The organism is Fluctibacter corallii (genome assembly GCF_025751585.1).
Classification (GTDB): Bacteria; Pseudomonadota; Gammaproteobacteria; order Enterobacterales; family Alteromonadaceae; genus Fluctibacter_A; species Fluctibacter_A corallii.
The window spans coordinates 79,448-104,940 of record NZ_JAOWKX010000011.1; the positions used below are offsets into that span (position 1 = coordinate 79,448).

A 25,493-nucleotide genomic window follows, 5' to 3' on the forward strand; every position below is an offset into this window, starting at 1 on the left:
TACTACTAATTTAGTTTTTCATCTAATTTTTTAGACTCAATTCTACCACTAACTCTAAAGACTCCACCTCCGGGCATCTTTTTTTTAACAGTATCAATGTTTCCATTTGGTAGATAAGTAGTTTTGGTATTTTGAATTGTTTGTCCATTTGCACCTATTTGCTTCTCATACACAGCGGATGAGCCGGGAACGATGCCATCAGATTTAGCTTGTACAGCAACTCCTCCATTTGGTAGTGACCTACCTATAACACTATCCCTTGCATTACTCGGAACACTCTTTTTAAAGAATTTTTGAATTGAATTTGCCAAATCTTTTGATTCTCCTCCAAAGCCCGTAAATAAATCTACAACAGCAAATACATCGTCAGCAGTAAACTGACCATCAGCTAGCGTCGTAGCATTATCTACAAACTTCTGTATTTCATCTTTTCCTGCTCTTTTAAAATCCCAACCATTTCTTGAAGCATCCCTAACAACATTGAATGCAGATCTAGCTAACTTTGCAGATCTGCCATCAGGGTCAACATATTTGTACGGATTGTTATTAGCGTATGCATATCTATTGAAGGTATGTACATTAATAAACCCAACCGGATCATTCGAATAAAACCGCCCGATAACTGGATCATAGTATCGTGCCTGCATATAACTCAACCCTAGGTCGGTGTCGAATTTACGTCCGGTATAGCCGATGTCGTCAGCTTCGCCTTCAATGCTGCTGCCGTAGGGGCGGTGATTTTGAGTGCCGCCGGGGTTGGGGATGAAGCCGTCTTTGGCGATCAGTTTACTACCCAAGTAAATGTTGTTTACGCCGCCTGCGGGGGTGTCTTGATACAGCAATACGCCGTCTTGGCTATATACACTGTAATGTGTGCCTTCGCTGTCTTGTACTTTTACGCGGCAATTATGGCTTGTTAGAGGGAACCTTCATAGCAGTCAATGAGACGACGGCAGCCCCGCGAGTGCGGGGCGATGTGGTATAGGTTACATGACAACAGAGCTTAATAAAAAAGAAACACTGCTAAAAAAACATCACAACATGATAATAACCATTCTGAGCAATTAACTCGGCCATTTAGTCATTCCCTTATCATACATCTATTGTTTTAAGAAAATATACTATAAGCACTACTCCGAAAGTGAACAACAATGTCACCATCGTTTTTACTCTTTCTTCTTTAGTAATTCGCCCTTTAGCAAAAACATTCCCAAAATATATACGAAGAAGCCAAGAACGATTGTTATTGTAACTTCCTACTGCAAAGTAAATAGCTAGAAGCGTTAAATGTTTGTTAAGTGAGCTATCAAAGATTTTACTATCAGGCTGTAGCAAGGCTTCGCATACTAACAACAGAAACGCAGCCAACAGGAAAACTTGAATAATGGATAAGTAGTCTTGAATACCCGACTGATATAACGCTTCAGAAATACGATCCATCAACTTAACAGCGCCGTACGTAAAAAAATAATAAATAACTGATGCTAAGATGGAGTAAGCAACCTTTACATAAAATGAACTATCAATTTCTAAACTCAGCCAGAAAGCTTGATAAAAAGGTAATGCAATAGCCAAACTTATGACAAAAACAATGGCCCACGCAGTTGAAAGAACTGAAAAAATACACTTTGCACTAAGAACGTATAATTCTTTAATCATTATTGTCCAACTCTTTTGATTCTAACCTACTAAACACCCTCTTTATCGAAAAAGTGGTGGTCTTTGAATATTTTATATCAGCCGAAAAATCGACACCTGCACCAATCACATTGTTTTCAATTGAGCCGTTTCCTGTAGTTGACATTCCCGCATTTCCAGCACTTTGTTTTCCAGAAATATTCTCAATGCCATCCTCACTAAACTTCACACCTAATAGATTTGTACTATCACCAAGCTTTAAATTTGTGTCACCCAATTGTATACCGGCACTATGATTTAAGTTGACTGTGAGAGTTGATACCGTAGAGTTTCCTACCGGGTTTTCAGGGCTATCAGAAAAGGTCCATCCACCAGAAAATTTGCCAGCTCCACCAGATTTTAATGAGAAAGAGCGATCAAATGTAAACTCATAGTGTTCTGTATCAAGTATAAAAGCAACGTTAGCGCTGAATCCAAAACCTTTAGCTACGTTTATGCTACCTTGTACAGCAATTTTTTCTCGACCGTCGAGATCAACATACTTGTAAGGGTTATTCGCTACATAAGAATAACGGTTAAATGTATCTACTTCACCAGTAAACCCAACCGGATCATTCGAATAGAAACGACCTATGACTGGATCATAGTATCGTGCCTGCATATAACTCAACCCTAGGTCGGTGTCGAATTTATGTCCGGTATAGCCGATGTCGTCGGCTTCGCCTTCTATGCTGCTGCCGTAAGGACGGTGATTTTGGGTGCCGCCGGGGTTGGGGATGAAGCCGTCTTTGGCGATCAGTGGAATTCCCAGACTTTGCTACCCAATTAAATGTTGTTTACGCCGCCTGCGGGGGTGTCTTGATACAGCAATACGCCGTCTTGGCTGTATACGCTGTAATGTGTCTTTGCTGTCTTGTACTTTTACGCGGCGGTTATGACTTGTTAGTGAAAATCGTCAGAGGCAATAGTCAGACGGTGACAACCCCGCGAGTGCGGGGCTTTGGATTCAAATTTTTTTCAAGAGTTAACTAAGAGTTTTCCTCCAAACTTTTCTTTTAGGATCTCTATCAAATTTATATCTGAAGAGTAAACCTCAAAAACGGTAGTATCAAACGCCCTAATTTGAATAATTGCATCTTCAATATCCGTAAATCGGTCATCTTCTGTGTAGTGTTCTAGCTGGAAAAGTGGCTTTAAATCAGCATCAGTCACAAAAAACACTCCAGATAAAAATTGTTCGACTTCTATAAGTTGTATACAAACGTCCAATTTACTGTCGACTGGTTGAGGTTTCCCAGAAGAAAAAGTTTCCCAGTATTGATCGATATTTACACCAGATACATCGGAAGCAAACCACATAAAATTATTAGTGGTTTCGTTAATTGCCCCTAACAACAGTGAGAGTTGTTCACCCGTACAGGAAACTTCCGATTGGTTTAAATCATTTCCTGACAAGGCAAGGCAATATTTAGGTGTAGGCATTATTGTCCCTCATTTAAAGGTCTAGCAGGCCCTCGCTTAGGAGTTCCACCAGTCTCATTTGGTATGATCGGATGTTCATGTGGATTAGGATGGTCTCCACGCCCATGATCAGTAAAATCGATATCCTTAATGTGCTCACTATTTTCACCAAACTCTCGCCTTCTGAATTTTTTGAAGATTCATTGTTGTGAATCAGATCAAAAGCGAGGTCGGCAATGTGCGTTGAAAGACTAGCTCCAGTTATTACTTCAGTTGCAAAGTTAATTGCTTGACCTATTTTACGACCACCATTAAATACTGCCACAGCTTGAGCATACTCACCATCTGGGTCGTTATATTTGTAAGGATTATTGTTTGCATAGGCATAACGATTGAATCCATAAGCAGGATTATTGCCTCTCTGCATATGCCCCGACGCATCCACCGGATCATTCGAATAAAACCGCCCAATCACTGGATCATAGTATCGTGCCTGCATATAACTCAACCCTAGGTCGGTGTCGAATTTATGTCCGGTATAGCCGATGTCGTCGGCTTCGCCTTCTATGCTGCTGCCGTAAGGACGGTGATTTTGGGTGCCGCCGGGGTTGGGGATGAAGCCGTCTTTGGCGATCAGTTTACTACCCAAGTAAATGTTGTTTACGCCGCCTGCGGGGGTGTCTTGATACAGCAATACGTCGTCTTGGCTGTATACGCTGTAGTGTGTGCCTTCGCTGTCTTGTACTTTTACGCGGCGGTTATGGCTTGTTAGTGAAAACCTTCAGAGCAGTCAATGAGACGACGGCAGCCCCGCTAGTGCGGGGTTTTGGATTCAAAACGTTTTATACTTTTTCTTTGACACGTCTACCAATTCTGTTGAGCCTAGGATTTTTGCGAATTTCTTCGTGAAATGTGCCCAAACATGTTTGCAACGACTCTTTATCTTGGCTGTCCTCAAACGACAACAATAACCACTGAATACCGCAATTCTTGATTGTACTATCTTTGTCTTTCGAGCTTATATAGTCGTATAACCAGTTATTAAAACTTCGCTCACTTCGTGATAGCTTGTAGGCAAACGTACAATATAAGATCACAAAAACATACTTTATGATAAACATATAATTCCTATATTACCTCAGGGTCACGCAACTCGGGTGGAGGTGCTGGTGGTGCCATTAATATTTGAGCCTCGGCTATAAATCGTTTGGTGTCATTATCCATTTCTTGAGAACCCGAAGCATCTGGTGCTGTTGTGTTTGCACCAGCATTCCCACCTGCAAAGTCGTCAGCATGTTTCATCAACTGTTTAACTAACCTCGATACAATTCCACCAGTTGTATCCGAGGGGGCCTTCGGAGCCTCTTTTAAAGAAGGCTGTTTAACTTCCGGTTTACTGTTCTTAACAGTATCACGCATTTGGTTAGCGATTTTTTGTGTTTGTTGCTGAACAGGATTCGTTTTAGGCTGTTGAGTGTTAATGGCCTGTCGGACTCCTTGTGCAACAGGACTTACTCTAGGAGTAAACTTTGGAGATATTAAAACTCCTGATTCACCATTCGGATCAATGTACTTGTACGGGTTATTGTTCGCATAAGCAAGTCGGTTAAACCCTTTTATGCCAGCTTCTCCATCCAAATGCCCCAATGCATCAACCGGATCATTCGAATAGAAACGACCTATGACTGGATCATAGTATCGTGCCTGCATATAACTCAACCCTAGGTCGGTGTCGAATTTATGTCCGGTATAGCCGATGTCGTCTGCTTCGCCTTCTATGCTGCTGCCGTAAGGACGGTGATTTTGAGTGCCGCCGGGGTTGGGGATGAAGCCGTCTTTGGCGATCAGTGGAATTCCCAGACTTTGCTACCCAAGTAAATGTTATTTACGCCGCCTGCGGGGGTGTCTTGATACAGCAATACGCCGTCTTGGCTATATACGCTGTAATGTATGCCTTGCTGTCTTGTACTTTTACGCGGCAATTATGGCTTGTTAGAGGGAACCTTCATAGCAGTCAATGAGACGGTGGCAGCCCCGCGAGTGCGAGGCTTTGGATTCAAAAGTAATCTATGTTCGTAATTTTGCACAAGGGCTTAAATCTGGGAGCCAATTCAAAGTCTAACTTTAGATTCCTATCACTGAGTTTACAGCTAAAGTTTGCTTTGTTTACTCTATCAAAAAAGATTACTTGCGAATTACTATCGACCAACTTTATATAAGAAAAGCCGAATATATTTTTACTAACTCTTATATCTATCTCATCAACATCAAAGTGAATTTTTTCGAAAAAATTTATTCGATAGATCCAGCCAATTAAAAGCATTAATGGAATAAACCAGATTTCATTGAGGCCGTAAAAGTCAAAGTGGTGATATGCTTTTGCGGCTAACAATATAATTATTAGAGCTAAATTTAACTTTATAAAGTTAACTAAAAAGTTTGTTTTAAGTTCTATAGACATATCTTTCATATAAGCTTTCTCTAGAAAGCAGCAAACCATTAATATATTTACTGCTTTGGCATAGATAATTAGTCCTGTTGTTCCTTATCATCTATTACTTCATTTATCATTTCGGCTCCAGCATCTTTTAATGGAGTTGCCACTGTATTCATTGTCGCAGGAATAGCAGCTTGTCCAACTACTCCTATCTGGCCAGCTTTAGCCAACGTTGACCAAGGACCAGTTACAGCTCCTGTAACACCAGAAGCAACGACAGAGCCAACATCACCTACCTCTCCGGTGGATATAACTTGACCTATAGCATCACCAGCTGCACTAGATAATCCCCCAGTAGCTGCACTTGTTACTACAGCAGTGGCTGTTGTGGCCTCCATTGCCGCTGCCGATAGAGGTGCAGCGTAAGCAGAACCTGCACCTAAAGTACCGCCAATAATTCCTCCAGCAATAGCTCCACCAACAAAAGCTGCTCCAGAATTACTCCAGTCGCCTGTACTGACTCTCGCTGAAATTGCTCCGCTAACACCGCCAATTAATGCACCCACACCAGCAGTGATTGCATTTAAGAATTCACCATTAGGGTCGGTGTATTTGTACGGATTATTATTAACGTACAGATAACGATTAAAAGACATTACTGGATTTTCAGGCGTCCACCCAACCGGATCATTAGAGTAGAACCGACCTATGACTGGATCATAGTATCGTGCCTGCATATAACTCAACCCTAGGTCGGTGTCGAATTTATGTCCGGTATAGCCGATGTCGTCTGCTTCGCCTTCTATGCTGCTGCCGTAAGGACGGTGATTTTGGGTGCCGCCGGGGTTGGGGATGAAGCCGTCTTTGGCGATCAGTTTACTACCCAAGTAAATGTTGTTTACGCCGCCTGCGGGGGTGTCTTGATACAGCAATACGCCGTCTTGGCTGTATACGCTGTAGTGTGTTCCTTCGCTGTCTTGTACTTTTACGAGGCGGTTGTGGCTTGTTAGAAGGAACCTTCATAGCAGCCAATCAGATAGTGGTAGCCCCGCTAGTGCGAGGCTTTGGATTCAAAATTAAATATTAAGCTTGCTCAGAAAACCTATCACAATAGTCTTCTAAGTCAGGGTTTATCATTATCCTTTGAACGTAGTCATCTTTAAGATAAAACTCAATTCCTAGCTTTGGCAAAACATACTCCTTGAACTCCCCATCGTGAACATCAAGCTCTAGATCAAAGAAAGCGTTTAAGATCTCTTTCTCTGATAGCCCGATTGGTGCAATCCCATTCAAGTTCGCAGTCCTATCAGTAACGCTTATTCCCCATAGTCTGAAGCCTGAATCCTTATCGAAGTACAGCTCTAAACCAAGACATTCATACTGATAAATCTCCGAACTAGTATCATCTTGAGCATTAGGGTTCTCAACACTATCTGGCTGACCTAGCAATTTTTCAATCTCGCCTTTATGAGTACCAAAAACTAGCCTATCTGTTCCTTTAAGAGGAAGGATATTCATCGATTAACTCCCCTCAACTTCTTTGAGTCGTCTATTCACTTTGTCCAATTGCTTCTGCTCCGACTTAATTTTCTTCGCATAACCAGCATCTGGGCCTTTTCGTTTTTGTTCTGCTTTACGGTTTTTAATACTTGTTTCCAATTTACATTTTGCACACTGTAATTTAGCTTTATCGTACCCTGCTTCAGCAACAGCTTGTGACGGATCACCATCTACTCTTGTAGCATCAGGTTTATTGGTATCTTTCATTTTGATACCACAATTATGTACTAAAACATTTTTCTTGGTCACATAATAAGTATGAAAATCCGCAACGGTGAAATTATATGTAAGAGCCTGACGTTTTTCGTCAACTACACTAATAACTTTCATAGGGCCGTTACCGTCAGTCTCTATGTAGTCACCATCATTAAGCTCAATGGTTGTTTTCCATCCAGAGTCTACGACGTAAAACGGATGATCATCTGTAGCTTCAATTTTTTGAATGAAACCATCTTTTCCTTGGAGTTTAATTTCATAGATACCGCGATCAGGCTCGTTAAATATTTTAACTACAGGCTTCCAATCCTGCTCACCAGTTTCAACGTTTTTTGCCCTTAACTTTTCACCAAGCTTAACGTCTTCTATGTTTTTATAGCCGTCTTCAGTTAGAGCTTGAGTTCCTGCTACGAAACAACAAGATCTTTTGCCTGCTTTACCTGCTCTGGCAGCGAGACCTAGCCCAGTAGCACCCGGAATAAGTGCTCCGGCAACATTTGCAGCAAGTGACGCAGAGTTTGTATCATTTACACCATTAATTGCCATGTCTCCTACGTCATAAGCAATTAGTGCAACATCAATTATCGTATCTAAAAACTCACCGTTAGGATCTGTGTACTTGTAAGGGTTGTTATTTACATATAGGTAACGGTTAAACGACATGACTGGGTTTGCAGACGTATAACCAACCGGATCATTCGAATAAAACCGCCCGATAACTGGATCATAGTATCGTGCCTGCATATAACTCAACCCTAGGTCGGTGTCGAATTTATGTCCGGTATAGCCGATGTCGTCGGCTTCGCCTTCTATGCTGCTGCCGTAAGGACGGTGATTTTGAGTGCCGCCGGGGTTGGGGATGAAGCCGTCTTTGGCGATCAGTTTGCTACCCAAGTAAATGTTGTTTACGCCGCCTGCGGGGGTGTCTTGATACAGCAATACGTCGTCTTGGCTGTATACGCTGTAGTGTGTGCCTTCGCTGTCTTGTACTTTTACGCGGCGGTTATGGTTTGTTAGTGGAAACCTTCAGAGCAGTCAATGAGAAGGTGGCAGCCCCACAAGTACGAGGCTTTGGATTCAAAATGTTTAAATATTAAAAGCGACTAAATCTTGGATTTGTTCCTTCAAAAATGGCAGCTCTTCCTTTTTCTCTTGGTCTTTCAACCTTGATATTACAAGGCTTTCAAAAGCACTACCAAAGAAATACTCAGAGGCTCTTACAGCTATTGAACGCACTTCATAATCGCTATTATTAAGATATACAAGAAGGTTAGATATAGATTCATAGTCAGCTTTTTTAGCCGCATCCATAAAGCACAAAGCGGCTCGCACAATAGTCGAGCCTCGCCACTTAAATCTCAAAGGCTCAAACTTCTGAAATTCGTTAAAGCTTAAATAGACACAATGAAATAATGACCACGCTACAAGAAATGGTTCATCCCCAACATTCGCTATTTTAACTAGTTGCTCTTTGATTTTTTCATCTGAATTGAAATCAACTTCTTCTAAAGCAAGGCACACTAAACCAAATTCATCGCTTGCTAGTGCATCGAGAATAGTCTTCTCACCTAACATTTCGAAGTAACTCATATATTCAAAGCAAATTGAGCGAAGGTTCTCATCATCTGTATCATAGAACCAAGCAATAACTTCTTTTTCATAAGAGTTTCTATTTGTCTCTATAGACTGATATAAGCTCTTTACATTATCAGAATTATCCATAATAAATTACAGCCATTTAAATTAAGTTTTTTCCTCTTTTTTAGGAGGTTCCTTTGGTTCTGGGGTTTCTTCTCTATCTTCCTCATTTTGCTCGTTTGGTTCAGGAGTGGTGTCATCGTTTTCGGAAGCCTCAGCTTCGTTGTCAGTAAACAGATCTACAACTAGCCCCAATATGGCTACAACAGCAGCACCTCTCCCCCCTCCACGCCTGATATTTTTTCGTTTTTGTTTGTTTCTTACTCCAAGACCTTTCTGAGCTTTTTGTAGGTCTCGAATCTTTTGCTTATTTTGTTGGTTTTTCGGTTTGCTTTTCTCTTCTTTAAGCATCTCACCAATTTCTTCAGCCGATTTTCCTTTCAAATAAGTAGGAATTACGTTCTGAGAACTCATCCCTGTTGGGTCAATATACCTATATGGATTATTATTGGCATAAGCATACCTATTAAATCCATGAATGCCGTTTGGTGTTGAAAGATGACTTAAAGCATCAACCGGATCATTCGAATAAAACCGCCCGATAACTGGATCATAGTATCGTGCCTGCATATAACTCAACCCTAGGTCGGTGTCGAATTTATGTCCGGTATAGCCGATGTCGTCTGCTTCGCCTTCTATGCTGCTGCCGTAAGGGCGGTGATTTTGAGTGCCGCCGGGGTTGGGGATGAAGCCGTCTTTGGCGATCAGTTTACTACCCAAGTAAATGTTGTTTACGCCGCCTGCGGGGGTGTCTTGATACAGCAATACGCCGTCTTGGCTGTATACGCTGTAGTGTGTTCCCTTGCTGTCTTGTACTTTTACACGGCAGTTATGGCTTGTTAGTGAAAATTGTCAGAGCAATCAAGGAGACGACGGCAGCCCCTGGATTCAAAATAATTATGCTAAATTTATCAGTATCGAGTCATTGACGCACATTCTCCATGCAACAAAAGAAAATGCGCCTGCAATTCCGAAAAAATAGTATTTTTGACTTTTACTTGAATTTAAGGCTTTCTGAAATCCAAACTCAGCAATAAAAACTATCAATGGAAACAACAATAAATAGACAGGCAATGACCATGCTCCCAATGATAAATGAGTTCCTCCAGTACTAATTCCAAAGAATTCATAGGCGCTATTTATAAATTTAATCAAAAATGAGTAATCTATTATTGTTAGCAAAACCGGAATAAAAAACATCGTTTCAGAAGCTAAAACAATTTTTTTCATAACTCTTCCCTAATTTTGACTAGCTTCGTCAAGCTTACGTGATTCTATTCTACCTGAAACACAAACAACTGGAATAGCAGTCGATCCTTTGGGAGCGTCAGCTCCAATATTGAGCATCGCATCAACTTGAACAGGAGACATGTAATTATTAGTAGGCAAATTAGTCCCTCCAGCATTGAGTGCATTTACAGTCACTGTTGCACAGTTATTATTCTCCAAATCCCAGATTTGATTTTTAACATCTGCTTTAAGTCCTTTCGCGTAATTTATTGCTGCTGCCTCATCAGTCAATCCTACGTCAAATATCATGTCAGGTGCCCTGCCATATATTGCTAGGTCTTGCTCGTAAGTATGAAACTCTGCCGGAGAGCTGAATTTGCTACCGTCTTTGGGAAACATACTTAAATATGTCCCATCATTCCCTACGAAAGCGGCATGTCCAGCTCTAGACTTTCCAGTTGCTGTTGCTCCTGCATTCCATGTATAAACTTTCGCCTCTCCGTTAGGATCTGTAATATTTGCATGGATTATTAGCAACGTAAGAATACCTATTGAAGGAGTCGATTTCCCCTGTAAACCCAACCGGATCATTCGAATAAAACCGCCCAATCACTGGATCATAGTATCGAGCCTGCATATAACTCAACCCTAGGTCGGTGTCGAATTTATGCTCGGTATAGCCGATGTCGTCCGCTTCGCCTTCCATGCTGCTACCGTAAGGACGGTGATTTTGGGTGCCGCCGGGGTTGGGGATGAAGCCGTCTTTGGCGATCAATTTACTACCCAAGTAAATGTTGTTTACGCCGCCTGCGGGGGTGTCTTGATACAGCAATACGCCGTCTTGGCTGTATACGCTGCAGTGTGTTCCCTTGCTGTCTTGTACTTTTACGCGGCGTTTATGGCTTGTTAGTGAAAATCTTCAGAGCAGTCAATGAGACGGTGACAGCCCCGCGAGTGCGAGGCGTTGGATTCAAAGTGTTACCTTAAATACTCGACTTCTAATTACGAAGGTAGTTCGGTTTTCTACAATGAGGGCACCGTACGGGCTTCTTACTAACCATTGAAATCAATAAGTTGTCCCAACTAACTGACTTTCCATCATGGTTATTAAATGTAATTAGAACCTTTGAGCAAAACTCACACCTTATAATCCACCTTGTAATTAGAAACGGTGCAATTAATATTGCGCCTATTAAGAATAGTTCTTTTACTAACTCTGTAGCTTTTGGTTCCTCCACAACTCCAAATAAAGCTATGGCAAGTAATGCTAAGACTATTAAAAATTCACATAGCCCCAGTAATACGAAGGTCAAAACAGAAATACTTCTAAGCATTACCTATCTCTAATGTTTTAGTCCTTTTCATCCTTGATCCCTTCTTTAATCTCGTCAACCATTTGATCTTTGAGTTTACTCCATTCCTGACCAGCGGTTTCACCTATCGCGGTTCCAACACCAGCTCCTATTGCTTTACTAGGGCTAGTATTAGCTGTTACAGCTTTGCCAATAACTTCCTTGTATATATTTGGTGCGACTGCACCAACGGCTTTAGCACTATTTGCGATTGCTCCGCCAACACCAGCACCTACAGCCGAAGCCACACTTAAGTTATCGGTTGCGTTTCCACCATTAGCAACGTTACCGCCCATTTAACCCACAATACTAGCAGCAGCACCAATTAATCCCCATTCACCATTTGGATCAGTATATTTCTATGGATTGTTGTTTGCGTAAGTATAGTGTCCAAATCCATGAACTGGATTTCCTCTGTTGAAGTGCCCCAAAACATCCACTGGATCATTCGAATAAAACCGCCCGATAACTGGATCATAGTATCGTGCCTGCATATAATTCAACCCTAGGTCGGTGTCGAATTTATGTCCGGTATAGCCGATGTCGTCGGCTTCGCCTTCAATGCTGCTGCCGTAGGGGCGGTGATTTTGGGTGCCGCCAGGGTCGGGGATGAAGCCGTCTTTGGCGATCAGTTTGCTACCCAAGTAAATGTTGTTTACGCCGCCTGCGGGGGTGTCTTGATACAGCAATACGCCGTCTTGGCTGTATACGCTGTAATGTGTGCCCTTGCTGTCTTGTACTTTTACGCGGCGGTTGTGGCTTGTTAGTGAAAATTGTCAGAGCAATCAATGAGACGACGGCAGCCCCGCGAGTGCGAGGCTTTCATAGCAAAAAACATTATCATGGAATGCAGGCTACTTATGCAGCAATCCGAGCAAGCCTTCATTCCAACAAGACTTATAAGAATCTCCTTTTACATAACGATCAAATTCTTTTTTGCTTACTATCAACTTAGAAGTGCTATTACCCTTATCTAATTCGATAATAAAAGTGGAAGTAAGACCTGATTGTCTGTCTATCTTTTTATCGATAACTTTTCCATCAAAACAAGTTTCTGTCTGAGTACCTACATTTGCGTTAATTACTAAGACATATCCTGTTGTCATCAAGCATAGGACTCCACTTTTAAGAGTTTTATCAATAAAAAATGATAACGCTCTAATAGCCCCACGAGTCTTAAACACACGCAATGTGTACGCGATAACTACAATGGCTATTACACTGCCCAAATACTTGAACGTGAACCAAAAAGGGATATTTAATTGATAGCTGTAACTAAGTATTGGAAAGATTCCACCAATACAAAACACGACAGCTAAAAAACTACCATATTTTGTTAATATGTCACTAATAGGTAATGATTTTTTCATTTATTGTTTGTCTTTCTCTAGATCTTTCGCAACTTCATTTGCCACAGCTTGTGTTCCGACATTAAGTGTATCAGCAACTACAGTCGCGATTGCAGTACCAGCAACAGAGTTAACTGCTTTTGTCCCAGTGGACGCTAAAATCGCCCCCGCACCTGCTCCTGGAATTAATCCACCTGCCGCTGAAGTCGCAACTTGAGTCATATTTACTTCCTCTGCTCCTCCAACTATCTGCCCTGCGGCATTTGATGCCCCAGATGTCGCAGCCATTTTCAACGAGCTGCTCCCCATTGTGCTTAATGCACTTGAGGCTGAACTAGCTTTAAATGACCTATCAGCAGCCTTTCCAAAACCAACTAAGCTAGTTCCTCCAGTACCCCCTGCCAGTAAGCCTATTCCTGCACCTACACCAGCTCCTTCCATAGTGGCCCCCCAATCACCACCACTTTGCATATAAGAAGAAACACCACCAGTTATCGGGCCTACAGTAGCTCCGATTGCACCTAATGCAAAATTAAAAAATTCACCGTCTGGGTCTGTATATTTATAAGGATTATTATTTACATACATATAACGGTTGAACGACATAACAGGGTTTTTAGCCGTATAACCAACAGGATCATTCGAATAAAACCGCCCAATCACTGGATCATAGTATCGTGCCTGCATATAACTCAACCCTAGGTCGGTGTCGAATTTATGCCCGGTATAGCCGATGTCGTCGGCTTCGCCTTCTATGCTGCTGCCGTAAGGGCGGTGATTTTGGGTGCCGCCGGGGTTGGGGATGAAGCCGTCTTTGGCGATCAGTGGAATTCTCAGGCTTTGTTATCCAAGTAAATGTTGTTTACGCCGCCTGCGGGGGTGTATTGATACAGCAATACGCCGTCTTGGCTGAATACTCTGTAATGTGTGCCTTTGCTATCTTTTACTTTTACGTGGCGGTTATGGCTTGTTAGTGAAAATCGTCAGAGGCAATAGTCAGAGGGTAGCAGCCCCGCGAGTGCGAGGCTTTGGATTCAAAACTAGTTTCTCATTGGTATCACTTAAGTTTGAAAAAAGTAGAATCCAACTTTGTTCGCTCTATTTGAGTTGCTGTATGAGTAACTATTGTATATTTTGTGTACCTTTCATATTTTAAGTATGGGGATTTCGCAGTCTCCCAGTATCTATTGAGGTATCCAAAACGAAGTTTTTCGAATTGCTCAGGAGATACAAAAATTGAGGGATCGTACCAATACTTAAGCTTAGAGCCGTCTATATACTCAATAACAAGAGTTTTTGTATTGCGGCCAAGTATAACATCGGAAGAATTTTCCATGTGTATTGATTGCAGTTCTCGTTTTTCATCTGAACCATCGTACTCTACGACATTACTCTTGTTGTGCAGTTTCAGATACTGCTTGTTAGTCTGCGAGTCATATAGTTCCCAATCTGTATTGCCACCCATTATGCTTGTTTTGTATTTACCTATCTTGTAGTAAGTAGTTAAGTGAGTTCCATACAAGCTCTGAAGGTAAGCAATATTCAATTCAGGGTGCAGAGGTTTAACGTCTATTTCATATTTTATGTAACCTTCAAATGAGGCCGATGCAAATGACTGTATAGTAACAAGCATGGTTACAACTGAAGCCAACATAATTAATCTTGTGATAATGATCATATTAGAATGCTTACTTTCTCAATTTACGAACAATATATCTTATGCATTCATCAAAGAATAAATAGACGAATAAAGCACAAGCTCCTCCCCAGAGTACAAATCCGGAATTAAAACCACTCGACTCAGATTGAAACTCTTTTCCTCGATAAAAAATAGTGTCATTTTCTAGAGCCGAATAAACCGTGTACCCAGTCCAAATTGCTAAAGCAGCGTAGCCTATCAATTTGAAGATAATAGGTATTTTGCTTTCAGACTTTTCGTGTTCGTATTTATTTCTCTTCAAGTTTTTGATCTATCTCTTTATTTGCCAGTTCATCTATTTTTTCAGAACCCTGCTTCACGCCTTCCCCGATCAATTTGACCACAACTTCTTTAACAATCGTAGCCCTAATAGATCCCCCAGCTTTTAAGTCATCTTGCATTACATCTCCAGCTTTTCCTGCTCCCTTTTCGCTTCCTTCGCCCAAAGCTTCATTAATTGGTACGTCACCATTATCTAGATTTTCAGCAACGTCCATATATAGGCCCATAGGAGTTAAGTTTTCGATTACAAACTTACCTGCTTTTCCTCCCCCTATTGCAATTGCATTTGCTGTGACATCTTTCTTTGTGGCTTTGCCTTTTAAATAATCTTTAGTAATCGCTTCATTTACGATTGCACTTCGAGACTCATTTCCATCAGGATCTACATATTTGTATGGGTTGTTATTAGCGTAAGCATAACGATTAAACCCTTGCACATTGCCAGAAGCTAAGTGCCCCAATGCATCAACCGGATCATTCGAGTAAAAACGCCCGATAACTGGATCATAGTATCGTGCCTGCATATAACTCAACCCTAGGTCGGTGTCGAATTTATGTCCGGTATAACCGATGTCGTCGGCTTCGCCTTCTATGCTGCTGCCGTAAGGACGGTGATTTTGGGTACCGCCGGGGTTGGGGATGAAGCCGTCTTTGGCGATCAGTTTGCTACCTAAGTAAATGTTGTTTACGCCGCCTGCGGGGGTGTCTTGATACAGCAATACGCCGTCTTGGCTGTATACGCTGTAATGTGTGCCTTCGCTGTCTTGTACTTTTACGTGGCGGTTATGGCTTGTTAGTGAAAATCGTCAGAGGCAATAGTCAGACGGTAGCAGCCCCGCTAGTGCGGGGCGTTGGATTCAAAATAATTGTGCCTTATGGTAATTCTATTAATCTTCTATTTCTGTATATCTCAGATAACTTACCTTTATCAAACCTCAATTCAACAATATCCATAGAGCTAGCATTTAGATAAAAAACCCATCTATCATTTTCTTTAAAATCTTCGCCAGATTTTTTGTGAAAAAATGGTTCAACAAAAATATCAAAACCCACATCGGTAACAAGAAGTTTAGAAGAGCCTTCACTTACCTTAATCTTTATAAAGACTTTGTCTCTGGCCCCTTTAATTTCAGAGAGAAATTTGTTTAAGCTTCCATAAACCTTATCTTTATCATCCCCAACAGAAAGACCATATTTATGCCCCTCTTTAATTGAGGTCTCTCCGTAATAAAGAAATGCAAACAGAGCCATAAATAACAACAATAAAACAAATAACTTTAATACTTTCATTTTTGTCGTTTCCTAAAATTCAGGTTAATCTAGTTCTTTAGATATTTTTTTTGATTCAATTCTACCAGATACTCGATGAACTGCTGGTGAGTTCCCAACATTCACGATTGAAGATTGCTGATGTCCCGGCTGCCACCCTCCAGTTGGTACATCCGTAGGTCCGCCATCTGCTGCATGTGCTACAGCACCAGCAGCAGAATTACTATTTACTGAACCAGTATCGAGGCTAGGCACGTATCTGTAATCTCTATTTTCTTGAACCGTACCAGCTAAGAAACTCACATCACCATCTGACGCATTAATAGCCCTAAAAGCAACACCTTCAGCTCCATCCGAACTTAAGGATTGCCATGCCGTAACATCGTCCTCCCAAGTTTGTGCTGCGCCTCCAGAGTTGACATGATTAACAAACCCCATCTTTCCATTGTCAAGAGGTCCCCACGAATACACTTTTGCATTAGGATCGCCAAGATATTTTGCATGAGAAACGATAAAGTTGTGATTTCCTATGGGTAAACCTTTTAACGCTCGACTTACAAGGAAGCTATCTCGACCATCAGGGTCAATATATTTATAAGGGTTATTATTTGCGTAGCTATAACGATTGAAGTTATGAACATTGTCAAACCCAACCGGATCATTCGAATAAAACCGCCCAATGACTGGATCATAGTATCGTGCCTGCATATAACTCAACCCTAGGTCGGTGTCGAATTTATGTCCGGTATAGCCGATGTCGTCGGCTTCGCCTTCTATGCTGCTGCCGTAAGGGCGGTGATTTTGAGTGCCGCCGGGGTTGGGGATGAAGCCGTCTTTGGCGATCAGTTTACTACCCAAGTAAATGTTGTTTACGCCGCCTGCGGGGGTGTCTTGATACAGCAATACGCCGTCTTGGCTGTATACGCTGTAATGTGTGCCTTCGCTGTCTTGTACTTTTACGCGGCGGTTATGGCCATCGTAAAAATAAAAGTTACTGCTGCTGTGGGTGTCTGCCTGAAACAGTTGGTTGGCAGCGTTATACATGAGGCGATTATTGGGTGTGTTGGTCACATTACCCCGCGAATCGTAAGCCAACTGCGTGTAGTTTTTCTGGTCTTCGCCGCTATCGTTTACGCGCATCAGACGGTTTGTGTTGGCATCGTATTCATACACCAAATCTCTGCCTGCACTTTGATAATAGGTAATGTTACCCAACCCATCGTAACGAATTTGACTGTCGCCCATTCCCGAGGACGACGTCACATGGGTGAGGCGATCTAAGCCGTCGTATTGCAACCCCGTTAAGGTAAATAGCTCGGGTACACCGCTTTCGCGCTTAGTAATGTTGTTGTTATAGTCGTATGTATAGGTATATTCCAACGCCGTTCTGTTGTCAGAGAAATCTTTTATGGTTTCGGGTAGCTGACGAGAATTTAGCTGCGTTTTATGTGTTATCTTCTGGCCCGTTCCACCGTATTCAAATGTATGGATATATCCATTTGGATGGTATTTCACGTCCGCCGCATAGGTAAAACTGGCTTCGTTCTGACGATAGCGCACCGCCTGTGTCGGCTCGCCAAACGCATTGGGCGCATAGGTGACGTTGTCGCCATCAGGGTAAGTGATACTACTTTTGTGCCCCAGTAAAGAATAGCCGTAATCTAAGTCGAAGCGTTTGTCGTCTACGCTTAGGCTTTCGCGCACAAGCATATCAAGATTATTATATGCGTAAGTCCATTCAATACTGCCATTCACTAGCTGTGTTAAGTTACCGTGAAGGTCATAAGTATGCGTGACGTTTTCGGTCATATCCGGATAGGTAATAGTGTGAATATCACCAAAATTATCGTACTGATAGCGAATCACTTTGTCGGCTGAGTGCGCCCCACACTCACTGGTGCTGCCCGCACTTTCACCGTATGAGACTGCCTGTAACTGCCCCAACACCGAATGTGTAAAACGGGTTGTTCCAACGTCTGCCCGTTGGACTGCGCACAGTTGATTATTGCTGTCGTAAACGCGGTATTCAGTTAAGGTTTCTACGCCTTTTGCGCTGCTGTCTGGTTGGGTGTCGGTTTGCGAGATCTGTGTTACATTCCCCACAATATCGAAGATTTGCGCCGTGCGCACACCTTCTGGTGAATCCATTTGCGTAAACGCGTCATACGCTGGCGTTCCATAGGCTTGATACGCCGTGACTGTCACCTGATCCCGCGCATCGGTCACTTTAATTCGATTTTGACTCAAATATTCATGGGTAATGGTGCCGCCATCGGTGGTAGACACCTCTTTCAGTCGGCCCAATCCGTCAAACGTTTTGCTGGTACCTAGTTTATTAAGTGCTTTGCTGCTAGTAATAAATGACGTGAATATTTCGCGGTTTTGTTCGTCAAACGTTTTTTCCTGATAACGGGTAAGGTTTGAACCGAGGTCTTGCCTTATGGTTAAAACCGGACGCATCAGAAAGTCATACGTCACTGTTTCGCTGTAGCGCGTCGAGCCTTCATCACAATTTTTTCCATCATTATTTAAGTTACAACGAGAAATAACTAGCTCGTTTGCTTCGCCTAGCCCTTCCCAAGCGTAATGAAAGTCTAACCAGTCACGATCGTTCGTTGTGTCTTTAGGTAAATTTACGGTCAACATACGCCCCATTTGGTCGTGTTGGTACTTAACCGATACACCGCCTAGCGTTGTTTCACTGATAACCCAACCGTTATCGTCTACCTCTTTTGAGGCTGTTACCTCAGCCGCATCTGTGTACCTATCATAAAAACGGGTTCGCAGTGCTACGCCGCGCTTATATTTGTCGTAGGTGATTTTTCTGTATTGGTTATCCTGGCCTGAAGCAAATTGAACTGGGGCATTAAACTCTATGGTTTTGGGTAACCCAAACACATGCGTGGCACTCGAATTTGAGGTAGAGGCCGGAATGGGATCCTGATGATACGCCGATACTTGGCTCACCCAGTTACCGTAGCGAGACACACGTTTCGGCGCATAGTAGAAGTAAGGGTCGTATTCCGTGGCGCTCACTTCAATATATTGAACGTCATCTTTCGATAGCTCTGTTTTTGTGGGCAGGTTTACCCAATTTGCTTGACCATTAAGATAGGTTGCGTAGGTGTTGCGGGTGTATTTTCGGTTGCCAGAAAAGTCATTAAATTCTTCTGTTTTTTCTAGCCCCCCATACATATTGTATTGGGTATAGTTAACGGTGTAGGTGTTAGGCGCGTTACCATCCTCTGAAAACACCGTCGTGGTTTTTGAGGTGAGATTGACTCGCTCTTCCAATTGTGCGGCATTTTTCAAGTACGATTTATCATTTAGTATCGTTATGTCTTCATTGATGATTTCGGTTCTTAACCCACGGAATTTTCCGTCTGCGATATACACGCCGTCGTACTTAAACTCTTCACGTTGTAACAGTTGGCCTGTTAACGAGAACGTGTCTATCACTAAAGGTTTATTGAGAGTACGTGAAAGGCTAGAACGATCGACATAATAGACTTTTTTATTAGCTGGGCTAATAACCGTGGTGGTTTTAAATCTAGCCGGATCATTTCTTACACGATCTGGGGTATTAATATCATTGGTTATTGGTAGCTTGGCGCTTTCAGCATTGTTTGCTTTAGCAATATAACTTCTAGGTTCATTTGCATTCCCACCTATATCATCGACGCCGTAGTCAATTTTGCCATAATACCCCGTATTTTGAGAGTATTGGTAATGCCACGTGTATGTGGGCGTTGAGGTAGACACAGCTTCGGGATCAGCGTAAATGGCTTTCTTCACTACCGACGAATGAATTTTACAAAATACATTGTCAAACCGCACACGCCCATCAAGATCGGCTTGCAAAGACGATTGTGTTTCTGCCGAATCGCCGTTTTGTAGTAAGTTGTTCCAATTTTCCGTGCTTTGAAGCAACTGCTCGTCAAGCTCAGGGGCATCGCCGTTTATTATTAGATTAAGCGGCGTTGTTAATGTAGGCTGCGCATCGTCAGGTATACTCTCACTAAGATTAGGAGCGACTGAATCTGGCGTCGCACCGTCTCCTCCCAACGTGATTAAGTCGCCTTCACCTACCCCTTTAAGGCGGTTGAATGGGTCATATATGGGATTGCCAACTTCAGCCAGAACCGACGTTGGTGTGTTATAAGTACCGTGATAAGTATCACGTATTGTATATTCCGTTACCAAACCATCTGGATCGGTAACTTTATACACGCCCCCACCTATTTCACTCGGGACTGAACATGTGCCTGATTTTAGAGAACTTTCGGGAAGCCTATCCGTGCCAGCCACACTACTTATTTGAGGATATTCCCAAAATTTATCATCGGGCAATGTCACAAGATGCAGTTGTCCGGAGTTATAATAGGAGTACGACCACTTACGTCCGTTTGCGGTTGCCGATGCGATACGACGTAATGATAATGGGTCTTCTGAGTGGGGTGTGCCTTCCCATTGAATGTCTATTCTGCGTGCATCAGAGCTTTCTATACTGATTAGCTCGGCATTGTCATTGTAGTTGTACTCGACATAATTACCGAATCGATCTTCGATACGTGTGATCATTAACATGCGGCGCCACTTCATAGCAGGCGAGCTCTCTGGCACCATAAAGTCATCAATAAAGTCTTTCACCGCACCAAACTGATACAACATACCGTCTGGGCCTGCCACTTCAAACCCTTCAATGGTCTCGCCCGGTCTGTACGGATCATCTATGGTTAAGCAGCGCGTAACCGCATAGTTACTTTTAGTGAAACGTGAGGGGGTTTCACCTGCTGTACTCAAATAGCCACTAGGCGTTTGTTGGCTGCCTTCGGTTGAACGCGTCAGCAATTGTTCGGTAGTTTTGCCGGGAATATGCAACAGTAATCCATCCCAGTATTGGAACGGGTGCATGTAATTTCTTTGTGCACTACCATTAACATGCCAAGCTATTTCTTCAAAATCCGTTCTAGAGCACAGCTGGTCGCGACGTAATGCTTGCTTGCCTATTATGTGTTTGTAACTTGTACTTCGGGTATTGGCAAACTTCGCACGAATATAGGGCAAATCTAACGTCCAAGCGCTAACATTTTGCCGAATCGCCATCAGGTACTCACCACTTCCGTTAGTATGAGAAGCCGCGCCAAATTCACCTGTACTGTCGCCAGGCAAATAACCGTAAGTAGGCTCTAATTTTCGGCGCAACTCGACTTTCAATGCGTTATTGCCGGGAATGCTAATATCGGTAACCGCCAGCGAGAGTTGCCCTGAACTTGGATCGACATCTTCGGCTATTTCCTTCATCGAAGCATAATGATGGCGAGTTAAAGATTCATGCTTGTATACGAAATTCGTTGTCAGATCACTGGCATAAGCATGCGGCATGCTCACTACACCAACAATCACATTGACGATTAGCGACAGAACAAAAGCGGTAAGGGATTTGAAATTTGGCTTTGCCAGTGCGCATGTCATAATGTGCACAACTCCTTTTTGATTACAGCTAAAGACATTCTTTGTCTTAAAAACAGGCCTGCTTTAAAAAGCGCGCAAAGCTTAATGGTAGCGGTACAAATATGCAAGACAGATCAAGGGTGAACTGAACAGAAACTGTTCATATATAAGCAGTAAAACACGGCATAGAGCCACTCAATTAATAATGCCACAATATGATGTTGAATTGGCGTTGCCACCGTGCGCGAGTAAGGCTAAAATTCGCGCTCATTTTTTCATGGCATTCTGTTTACCATATGGTTGAAGACTGCTGATAGTATGTATTTATAAAGGACAACTCGTGAAAGGAAACAGCGTTATATCATTCAATGTTTTGATGTTTGTTCTGTTGCTTATAGTTTCAAACGCAAGCCTGGCATCTACCAAACCCCTAACATTTCAGTGGACCGAGATTGACTTTGCTGATGCGTATCGGTTGGAGTACAGCAAAGACAATGGCAATAGCTGGAATCACCTTCCGCTAACACAAGCCACGACATTGGCCGTTGAGTCGACTGAAAAAGGCGATGTATTTCGAGTGATTGCCTGTATTAATGTCCCTCCTAGCATGCAAACTCAGTGTGAAGAGGTGGCGCAGTACAGTGATGAATATACCGTAACGCACTTGAGTAACGAGAGACGCGTCATTTTCATGCACACCGACCTGCTCGGCTCGCCTGTTGCGATGTCTGACGAATTTGGCAACGCGATAAAATAGCGCTTAATCATAGTAGCATTACGTCGTTTCACGCCGTTAACGAAACGACGTAGCCAATTGCTCTATGTACTCCAACTTTTATTGAAACACCGACATTACGTGATCCGCTTTAAAATTCGCGTAGCCAGTTGAACTTCCTTTAAAAATAGAATTAACGCTAATATGAGTAGAATGAGCGCGGTGACAAAAAACGCGACGATCCATTCGCCGATGAGCAGCGTCCAGTAGTCTCCAACAAACAACCCGACTACAACAATACACACCATCAAACCCGCCGCAGTGCAAAGCCCTATCGCTTTATTTGCTAACTGAACCCGCCGCCAAAGGGTTTTTAATTCATACTCCACACGTTTCTGTCGATTCATGTCTTCTACCAGCATGACTTTCTCTTCAAGATCTCGCGCTCGGTCTACAATGCGCCCGAGTCGTCCCGATAATACCCCCAGAAAGCCAGCAATACTGGTGAGCAAAAATACAGGCGCAACCGCCAACTGTATAACATGAGTAAGCGCGCTTACGTATAAGTCCATATTAAGCTCTTATGCATATTGGTCATAGATTCATTCTACGCCTCAATGGTTAAAACAAGCAAATCTGGCTAGCACAACTAACTAAGATAACTCGTTGATAGCCCTTCGGTATTTGCGCTTTTGATTATCTAATAATGGCTAAAACTTGGGTTGAATCATTTTATCGGTAAGCATATTTGCCAGAATAGTTCTTTACTTTTTAAATGCTCTATTCTTACACTAAGCGGACAGGAATAGCGAAGAGTCAGTTTTTGAAGCGATTTATTTTATGCGTTTTAATCGCATTCTGGACATCAGGTTTATCGGTTGTTGCACAAGATAAGGCACAAACATTTATCGTGGGTGTCGAAAAAATTGATTATTATCCTCATTACAACTTTCAGCACGGTTCAGATAAGGGCTACGCGTGGGCTCTGCTAGAAGCCTTCGCTGAGGCTCACAATTATAAATTTGTTTATCAACCACTGCCTGTTGCCAGACTCAAGCGAGAGCTGACCAAAGGCACGGTTGACTTTGCTTACCCTGATAACGCCAAATGGCATCACGATGAGTCACCCCACAAGGCGTATAGTAAACCGCTTACGATCGCAATGGGTGGCACCATGGTAAGGAAAGACTGGTTGCCAGGTACGCTCGACAGGTTTGAGTCTTTAAGTGTGCCGCGCGGATTTACGCCTGTAAAATGGTTAGAGTTAGCGAAAAATAATAAAGTAACACTTGTTGAGGTAAACGACAGTCGAGCTGCGCTAGAGCTGGTGCTCAAAGGCAGAGTAACTGGCGCAGATATTGAGTATCACGTAGCTAAAAACCTCTTAACCATCATGAATCAGGCTGACACATTGGCGCTGGCCCCTTCTCTCCCTTATGACACCGTCGGCTTTAGCTTGTCTTCAAATCAACACCCTGAGGTGGTCGAGTCACTAAGTGCCTTTATTGAATCTAACCCCACCTTTATCACCCACTTAAAGTCTCGTTACGGATTACAAGAACCGCAGGACATTTTGAAAGGAAAAGCTGCGCATTCAAAATGATAGGCATTGCATTCTACCGAAATATGACGCATCGATAGAATGCAACCGATTAGTTATTTGCGGCTCCAGGTAAATTCTGCTTTTAACGGCAAGTGATCGCTAATTTCATTACCATTGTCTTTAACAAATATTCCCTCTTCTAAAGTAAGTTGCGTGGGCGTTAGGTTATAGTGGTTACTTCCTTTGAACGCGATTCTGTCTGGCGTTTGAAAGTGATATTTACATCCATCTAACGACGAATTGTACGCGCCACCATGGGTAATTTGGCATGAAAACGACAAGCCTGTTGATGCTAAAAATTCCGTCACAATATTGAGAAATTCATCACTGTTAGGTTTGGTTTCATCGTGCCACCCTAAGTTATAATCCCCTGCCACTATCACCATGCTGTTAGCAGAATGGATGTTGATATAATTTGCAAGCTGACGCATTGCCGCGCGTTTCGCTCTCACATCACCATTCTGTCGGCCTGCGTCGTTATGCATATTGTAAATATCAACGCTCACTTCACTGTTCAACCAATGCCGCTGAAATGTAAATCCTTTTTCGGTGTAACAATCAATATCGTGGCAATCAGTAAAGTCTTCCCGATCAAATCCGTCATTTTTATCAAATGGGAGTTTCGATACCCTAAGCAGACCACTCCCAAAGCTCGTCCGCGTGCCACGATGATGCTTAGAGCGGTAAGGGAATGCAGCAGTATCCATATGATCTCGTATATGATCGTGTTTGTCTTCGATAAACAGCTCTTGCATGTTAACCACGTCATAAGGTTGATTATTTAGTATCTTAATTAGCTTTTTAAATGCTGCGTTACTGGTGCCTCCAATAGATTCAGGAAAGCCGTCAATGTTATAAGTGACAACGTTAAACTCACCCGACAAATTGTTTGATGTAGAAGGATGTTCGAAAGATTCCCCCTTGGAACCCCTAGTGCCATTAGGCCATAAATCTGTTATTAGCCCTGGAATATCGGCGGCGACAACCCACGGATCAACATCGGCGTAACTGGGTGAACTAACTGTAGCGCAAAGCGTGAATAGTGCGAGTGATACCTTTTTCATTGAATTCTCCTGATTGATTTAGCATTAGCCAATGTGCGCTTATAACCATTAACAAGTCGCACGAGTAGCACGAAAATTTCGGCGTGGTTAAATCATCATGGAAACGTCAAGAAAGCGAAACAGAGTAAATTTTATATCAAGCCAAGCATCTGACTATGGGAAAGGTAAAAGGCCTGCTTGTGAGTTATAAGTAAATAGCAACTTGAGGAAGGCTTTTCAGCTGTTCCAATTCATATAACGCTGCTTGTTCGGGCATAAAAAAGGCCGCTTACGCGACCTTATTTGAATTCTGTGTCAATCTATCGATTACTCGATGATTTTAGATACAACGCCCGCACCTTTTTGAAAGCCCTTATCTTGAAATGAAGGACATGATATCTCAATTTGAACCCGTCCATGATAACGCACCCGGCCAGCACGTCCTGCGCTGGCGTTCATTCCTTTTCGAGTAATTACCTATTACTCG

At 42.6% G+C, this 25,493-nt stretch carries 27 protein-coding genes; 3 read left to right on the plus strand and 24 right to left on the minus strand.

Annotated elements, in window-relative coordinates; all coding sequences use genetic code 11:
• Positions 1-5: 5 nt before the first annotated feature.
• The 18 genes from OE749_RS17455 to OE749_RS17540 form a co-directional block, all read right to left on the minus strand.
• Positions 6-842, minus strand: a complete 837-nt coding sequence (locus OE749_RS17455) for an RHS repeat-associated core domain-containing protein (RefSeq protein ID WP_263713772.1) — start codon at positions 840-842, stop codon at positions 6-8.
• Between the two features lie 250 nt (positions 843-1,092).
• Positions 1,093-1,659, minus strand: coding sequence for a hypothetical protein (locus OE749_RS17460; RefSeq protein ID WP_263713773.1), 567 nt, complete (start codon positions 1,657-1,659; stop codon positions 1,093-1,095).
• Entirely contained in the window at positions 1,652-2,449 is a 798-nt protein-coding gene (locus tag OE749_RS17465; protein ID WP_318527899.1) for an RHS repeat-associated core domain-containing protein, read from the minus strand. Before OE749_RS17465 ends, OE749_RS17460 begins: the two co-directional genes overlap by 8 nt.
• Positions 2,450-2,655: 206 nt before the next feature.
• Positions 2,656-3,120 carry a hypothetical protein gene (locus tag OE749_RS17470; RefSeq protein WP_263713774.1) on the minus strand — a complete coding sequence of 155 codons (465 nt, stop codon included), beginning with the start codon at positions 3,118-3,120 and terminating at the stop codon, positions 2,656-2,658.
• Positions 3,121-3,133: 13 nt separating this feature from the next.
• Positions 3,134-3,793, minus strand: coding sequence for an RHS repeat-associated core domain-containing protein (locus OE749_RS17475; protein ID WP_263713775.1), 660 nt, complete (start codon positions 3,791-3,793; stop codon positions 3,134-3,136).
• Between the two features lie 434 nt (positions 3,794-4,227).
• Positions 4,228-4,959: an RHS repeat-associated core domain-containing protein gene (locus OE749_RS17480; protein ID WP_318527900.1), complete on the minus strand. Its 732-nt coding sequence runs from the start codon at positions 4,957-4,959 to the stop codon at positions 4,228-4,230.
• A gap of 669 nt (positions 4,960-5,628) precedes the next feature.
• Entirely contained in the window at positions 5,629-6,468 is an 840-nt protein-coding gene (locus tag OE749_RS17485; RefSeq protein ID WP_263713776.1) for an RHS repeat-associated core domain-containing protein, read from the minus strand.
• A gap of 151 nt (positions 6,469-6,619) precedes the next feature.
• Complete coding sequence (locus OE749_RS17490) at positions 6,620-7,054, minus strand: hypothetical protein (protein ID WP_263713777.1); 435 nt, start codon at positions 7,052-7,054, stop codon at positions 6,620-6,622.
• A 3-nt stretch (positions 7,055-7,057) separates the two neighbouring features.
• Positions 7,058-8,251 carry a polymorphic toxin-type HINT domain-containing protein gene (locus OE749_RS17495; RefSeq protein ID WP_263713778.1) on the minus strand — a complete coding sequence of 398 codons (1,194 nt, stop codon included), beginning with the start codon at positions 8,249-8,251 and terminating at the stop codon, positions 7,058-7,060.
• A 147-nt stretch (positions 8,252-8,398) separates the two neighbouring features.
• Positions 8,399-9,034, minus strand: a complete 636-nt coding sequence (locus OE749_RS17500) for a hypothetical protein (protein WP_263713779.1) — start codon at positions 9,032-9,034, stop codon at positions 8,399-8,401.
• A 21-nt stretch (positions 9,035-9,055) separates the two neighbouring features.
• Positions 9,056-9,775, minus strand: a complete 720-nt coding sequence (locus OE749_RS17505; protein WP_263713780.1) for an RHS repeat-associated core domain-containing protein — start codon at positions 9,773-9,775, stop codon at positions 9,056-9,058.
• Positions 9,776-9,907: 132 nt separating this feature from the next.
• Complete coding sequence (locus tag OE749_RS17510) at positions 9,908-10,240, minus strand: hypothetical protein (protein WP_263713781.1); 333 nt, start codon at positions 10,238-10,240, stop codon at positions 9,908-9,910.
• Positions 10,241-10,249: 9 nt separating this feature from the next.
• The gene (locus OE749_RS17515) at positions 10,250-10,777 is read right to left on the minus strand and encodes a hypothetical protein (RefSeq protein ID WP_263713782.1); all 528 of its coding nucleotides are present in this window, start codon (positions 10,775-10,777) and stop codon (positions 10,250-10,252) included.
• Positions 10,743-11,072, minus strand: coding sequence for an RHS repeat-associated core domain-containing protein (locus tag OE749_RS17520; protein WP_263713783.1), 330 nt, complete (start codon positions 11,070-11,072; stop codon positions 10,743-10,745). The genes OE749_RS17515 and OE749_RS17520 overlap by 35 nt, the downstream gene beginning before the upstream one ends.
• A 519-nt stretch (positions 11,073-11,591) precedes the next feature.
• The gene (locus OE749_RS17525; RefSeq protein ID WP_263713784.1) at positions 11,592-11,888 is read right to left on the minus strand and encodes a hypothetical protein; all 297 of its coding nucleotides are present in this window, start codon (positions 11,886-11,888) and stop codon (positions 11,592-11,594) included.
• 63 nt (positions 11,889-11,951) lie between these two features.
• Positions 11,952-12,281: an RHS repeat-associated core domain-containing protein gene (locus OE749_RS17530; RefSeq protein ID WP_263713785.1), complete on the minus strand. Its 330-nt coding sequence runs from the start codon at positions 12,279-12,281 to the stop codon at positions 11,952-11,954.
• A gap of 165 nt (positions 12,282-12,446) precedes the next feature.
• A complete protein-coding gene (locus OE749_RS17535; RefSeq protein WP_263713786.1) occupies positions 12,447-12,962 on the minus strand; it encodes a hypothetical protein in 516 nt (171 codons plus the stop codon).
• Positions 12,963-13,697 (minus strand): RHS repeat-associated core domain-containing protein, encoded by a 735-nt coding sequence (locus OE749_RS17540; RefSeq protein WP_318527901.1) that lies wholly within the window; start codon positions 13,695-13,697, stop codon positions 12,963-12,965.
• Between OE749_RS17540 and OE749_RS17545 the strand changes: the two genes are divergently transcribed.
• Positions 13,659-13,796, plus strand: coding sequence for a hypothetical protein (locus OE749_RS17545; RefSeq protein ID WP_263713787.1), 138 nt, complete (start codon positions 13,659-13,661; stop codon positions 13,794-13,796). The genes OE749_RS17540 and OE749_RS17545 overlap by 39 nt on opposite strands.
• Positions 13,797-13,998: 202 nt before the next feature.
• Here the strand turns inward: OE749_RS17545 and OE749_RS17550 are convergent, their stop codons facing one another.
• The 4 genes from OE749_RS17550 to OE749_RS17565 all read right to left on the minus strand — a co-directional run bounded on the left by OE749_RS17550 (position 13,999) and on the right by OE749_RS17565 (position 21,666).
• Entirely contained in the window at positions 13,999-14,595 is a 597-nt protein-coding gene (locus tag OE749_RS17550; RefSeq protein ID WP_263713788.1) for a hypothetical protein, read from the minus strand.
• A gap of 293 nt (positions 14,596-14,888) precedes the next feature.
• A complete protein-coding gene (locus tag OE749_RS17555) occupies positions 14,889-15,641 on the minus strand; it encodes an RHS repeat-associated core domain-containing protein (RefSeq protein ID WP_263713789.1) in 753 nt (250 codons plus the stop codon).
• A gap of 154 nt (positions 15,642-15,795) precedes the next feature.
• On the minus strand, positions 15,796-16,212 hold the full coding sequence (locus OE749_RS17560; protein WP_263713790.1) for a hypothetical protein: 417 nt from the start codon (positions 16,210-16,212) through the stop codon (positions 15,796-15,798).
• A gap of 24 nt (positions 16,213-16,236) precedes the next feature.
• On the minus strand, positions 16,237-21,666 hold the full coding sequence (locus OE749_RS17565; RefSeq protein WP_263713791.1) for an RHS repeat domain-containing protein: 5,430 nt from the start codon (positions 21,664-21,666) through the stop codon (positions 16,237-16,239).
• A 319-nt stretch (positions 21,667-21,985) separates the two neighbouring features.
• Here OE749_RS17565 and OE749_RS17570 point away from each other — a divergent pair, with 319 nt between their 5' ends.
• Positions 21,986-22,402: a hypothetical protein gene (locus OE749_RS17570; protein ID WP_263713792.1), complete on the plus strand. Its 417-nt coding sequence runs from the start codon at positions 21,986-21,988 to the stop codon at positions 22,400-22,402.
• A gap of 95 nt (positions 22,403-22,497) precedes the next feature.
• Here the strand turns inward: OE749_RS17570 and OE749_RS17575 are convergent, their stop codons facing one another.
• Positions 22,498-22,932 (minus strand): DUF2721 domain-containing protein, encoded by a 435-nt coding sequence (locus OE749_RS17575; protein WP_263713793.1) that lies wholly within the window; start codon positions 22,930-22,932, stop codon positions 22,498-22,500.
• Between the two features lie 251 nt (positions 22,933-23,183).
• Between OE749_RS17575 and OE749_RS17580 the strand changes: the two genes are divergently transcribed.
• Positions 23,184-23,963, plus strand: coding sequence for a substrate-binding periplasmic protein (locus tag OE749_RS17580; RefSeq protein WP_263713794.1), 780 nt, complete (start codon positions 23,184-23,186; stop codon positions 23,961-23,963).
• A gap of 53 nt (positions 23,964-24,016) precedes the next feature.
• Here the strand turns inward: OE749_RS17580 and OE749_RS17585 are convergent, their stop codons facing one another.
• Positions 24,017-25,027 carry an endonuclease/exonuclease/phosphatase family protein gene (locus OE749_RS17585; RefSeq protein WP_263713795.1) on the minus strand — a complete coding sequence of 337 codons (1,011 nt, stop codon included), beginning with the start codon at positions 25,025-25,027 and terminating at the stop codon, positions 24,017-24,019.
• Positions 25,028-25,493 lie beyond the last annotated feature (466 nt).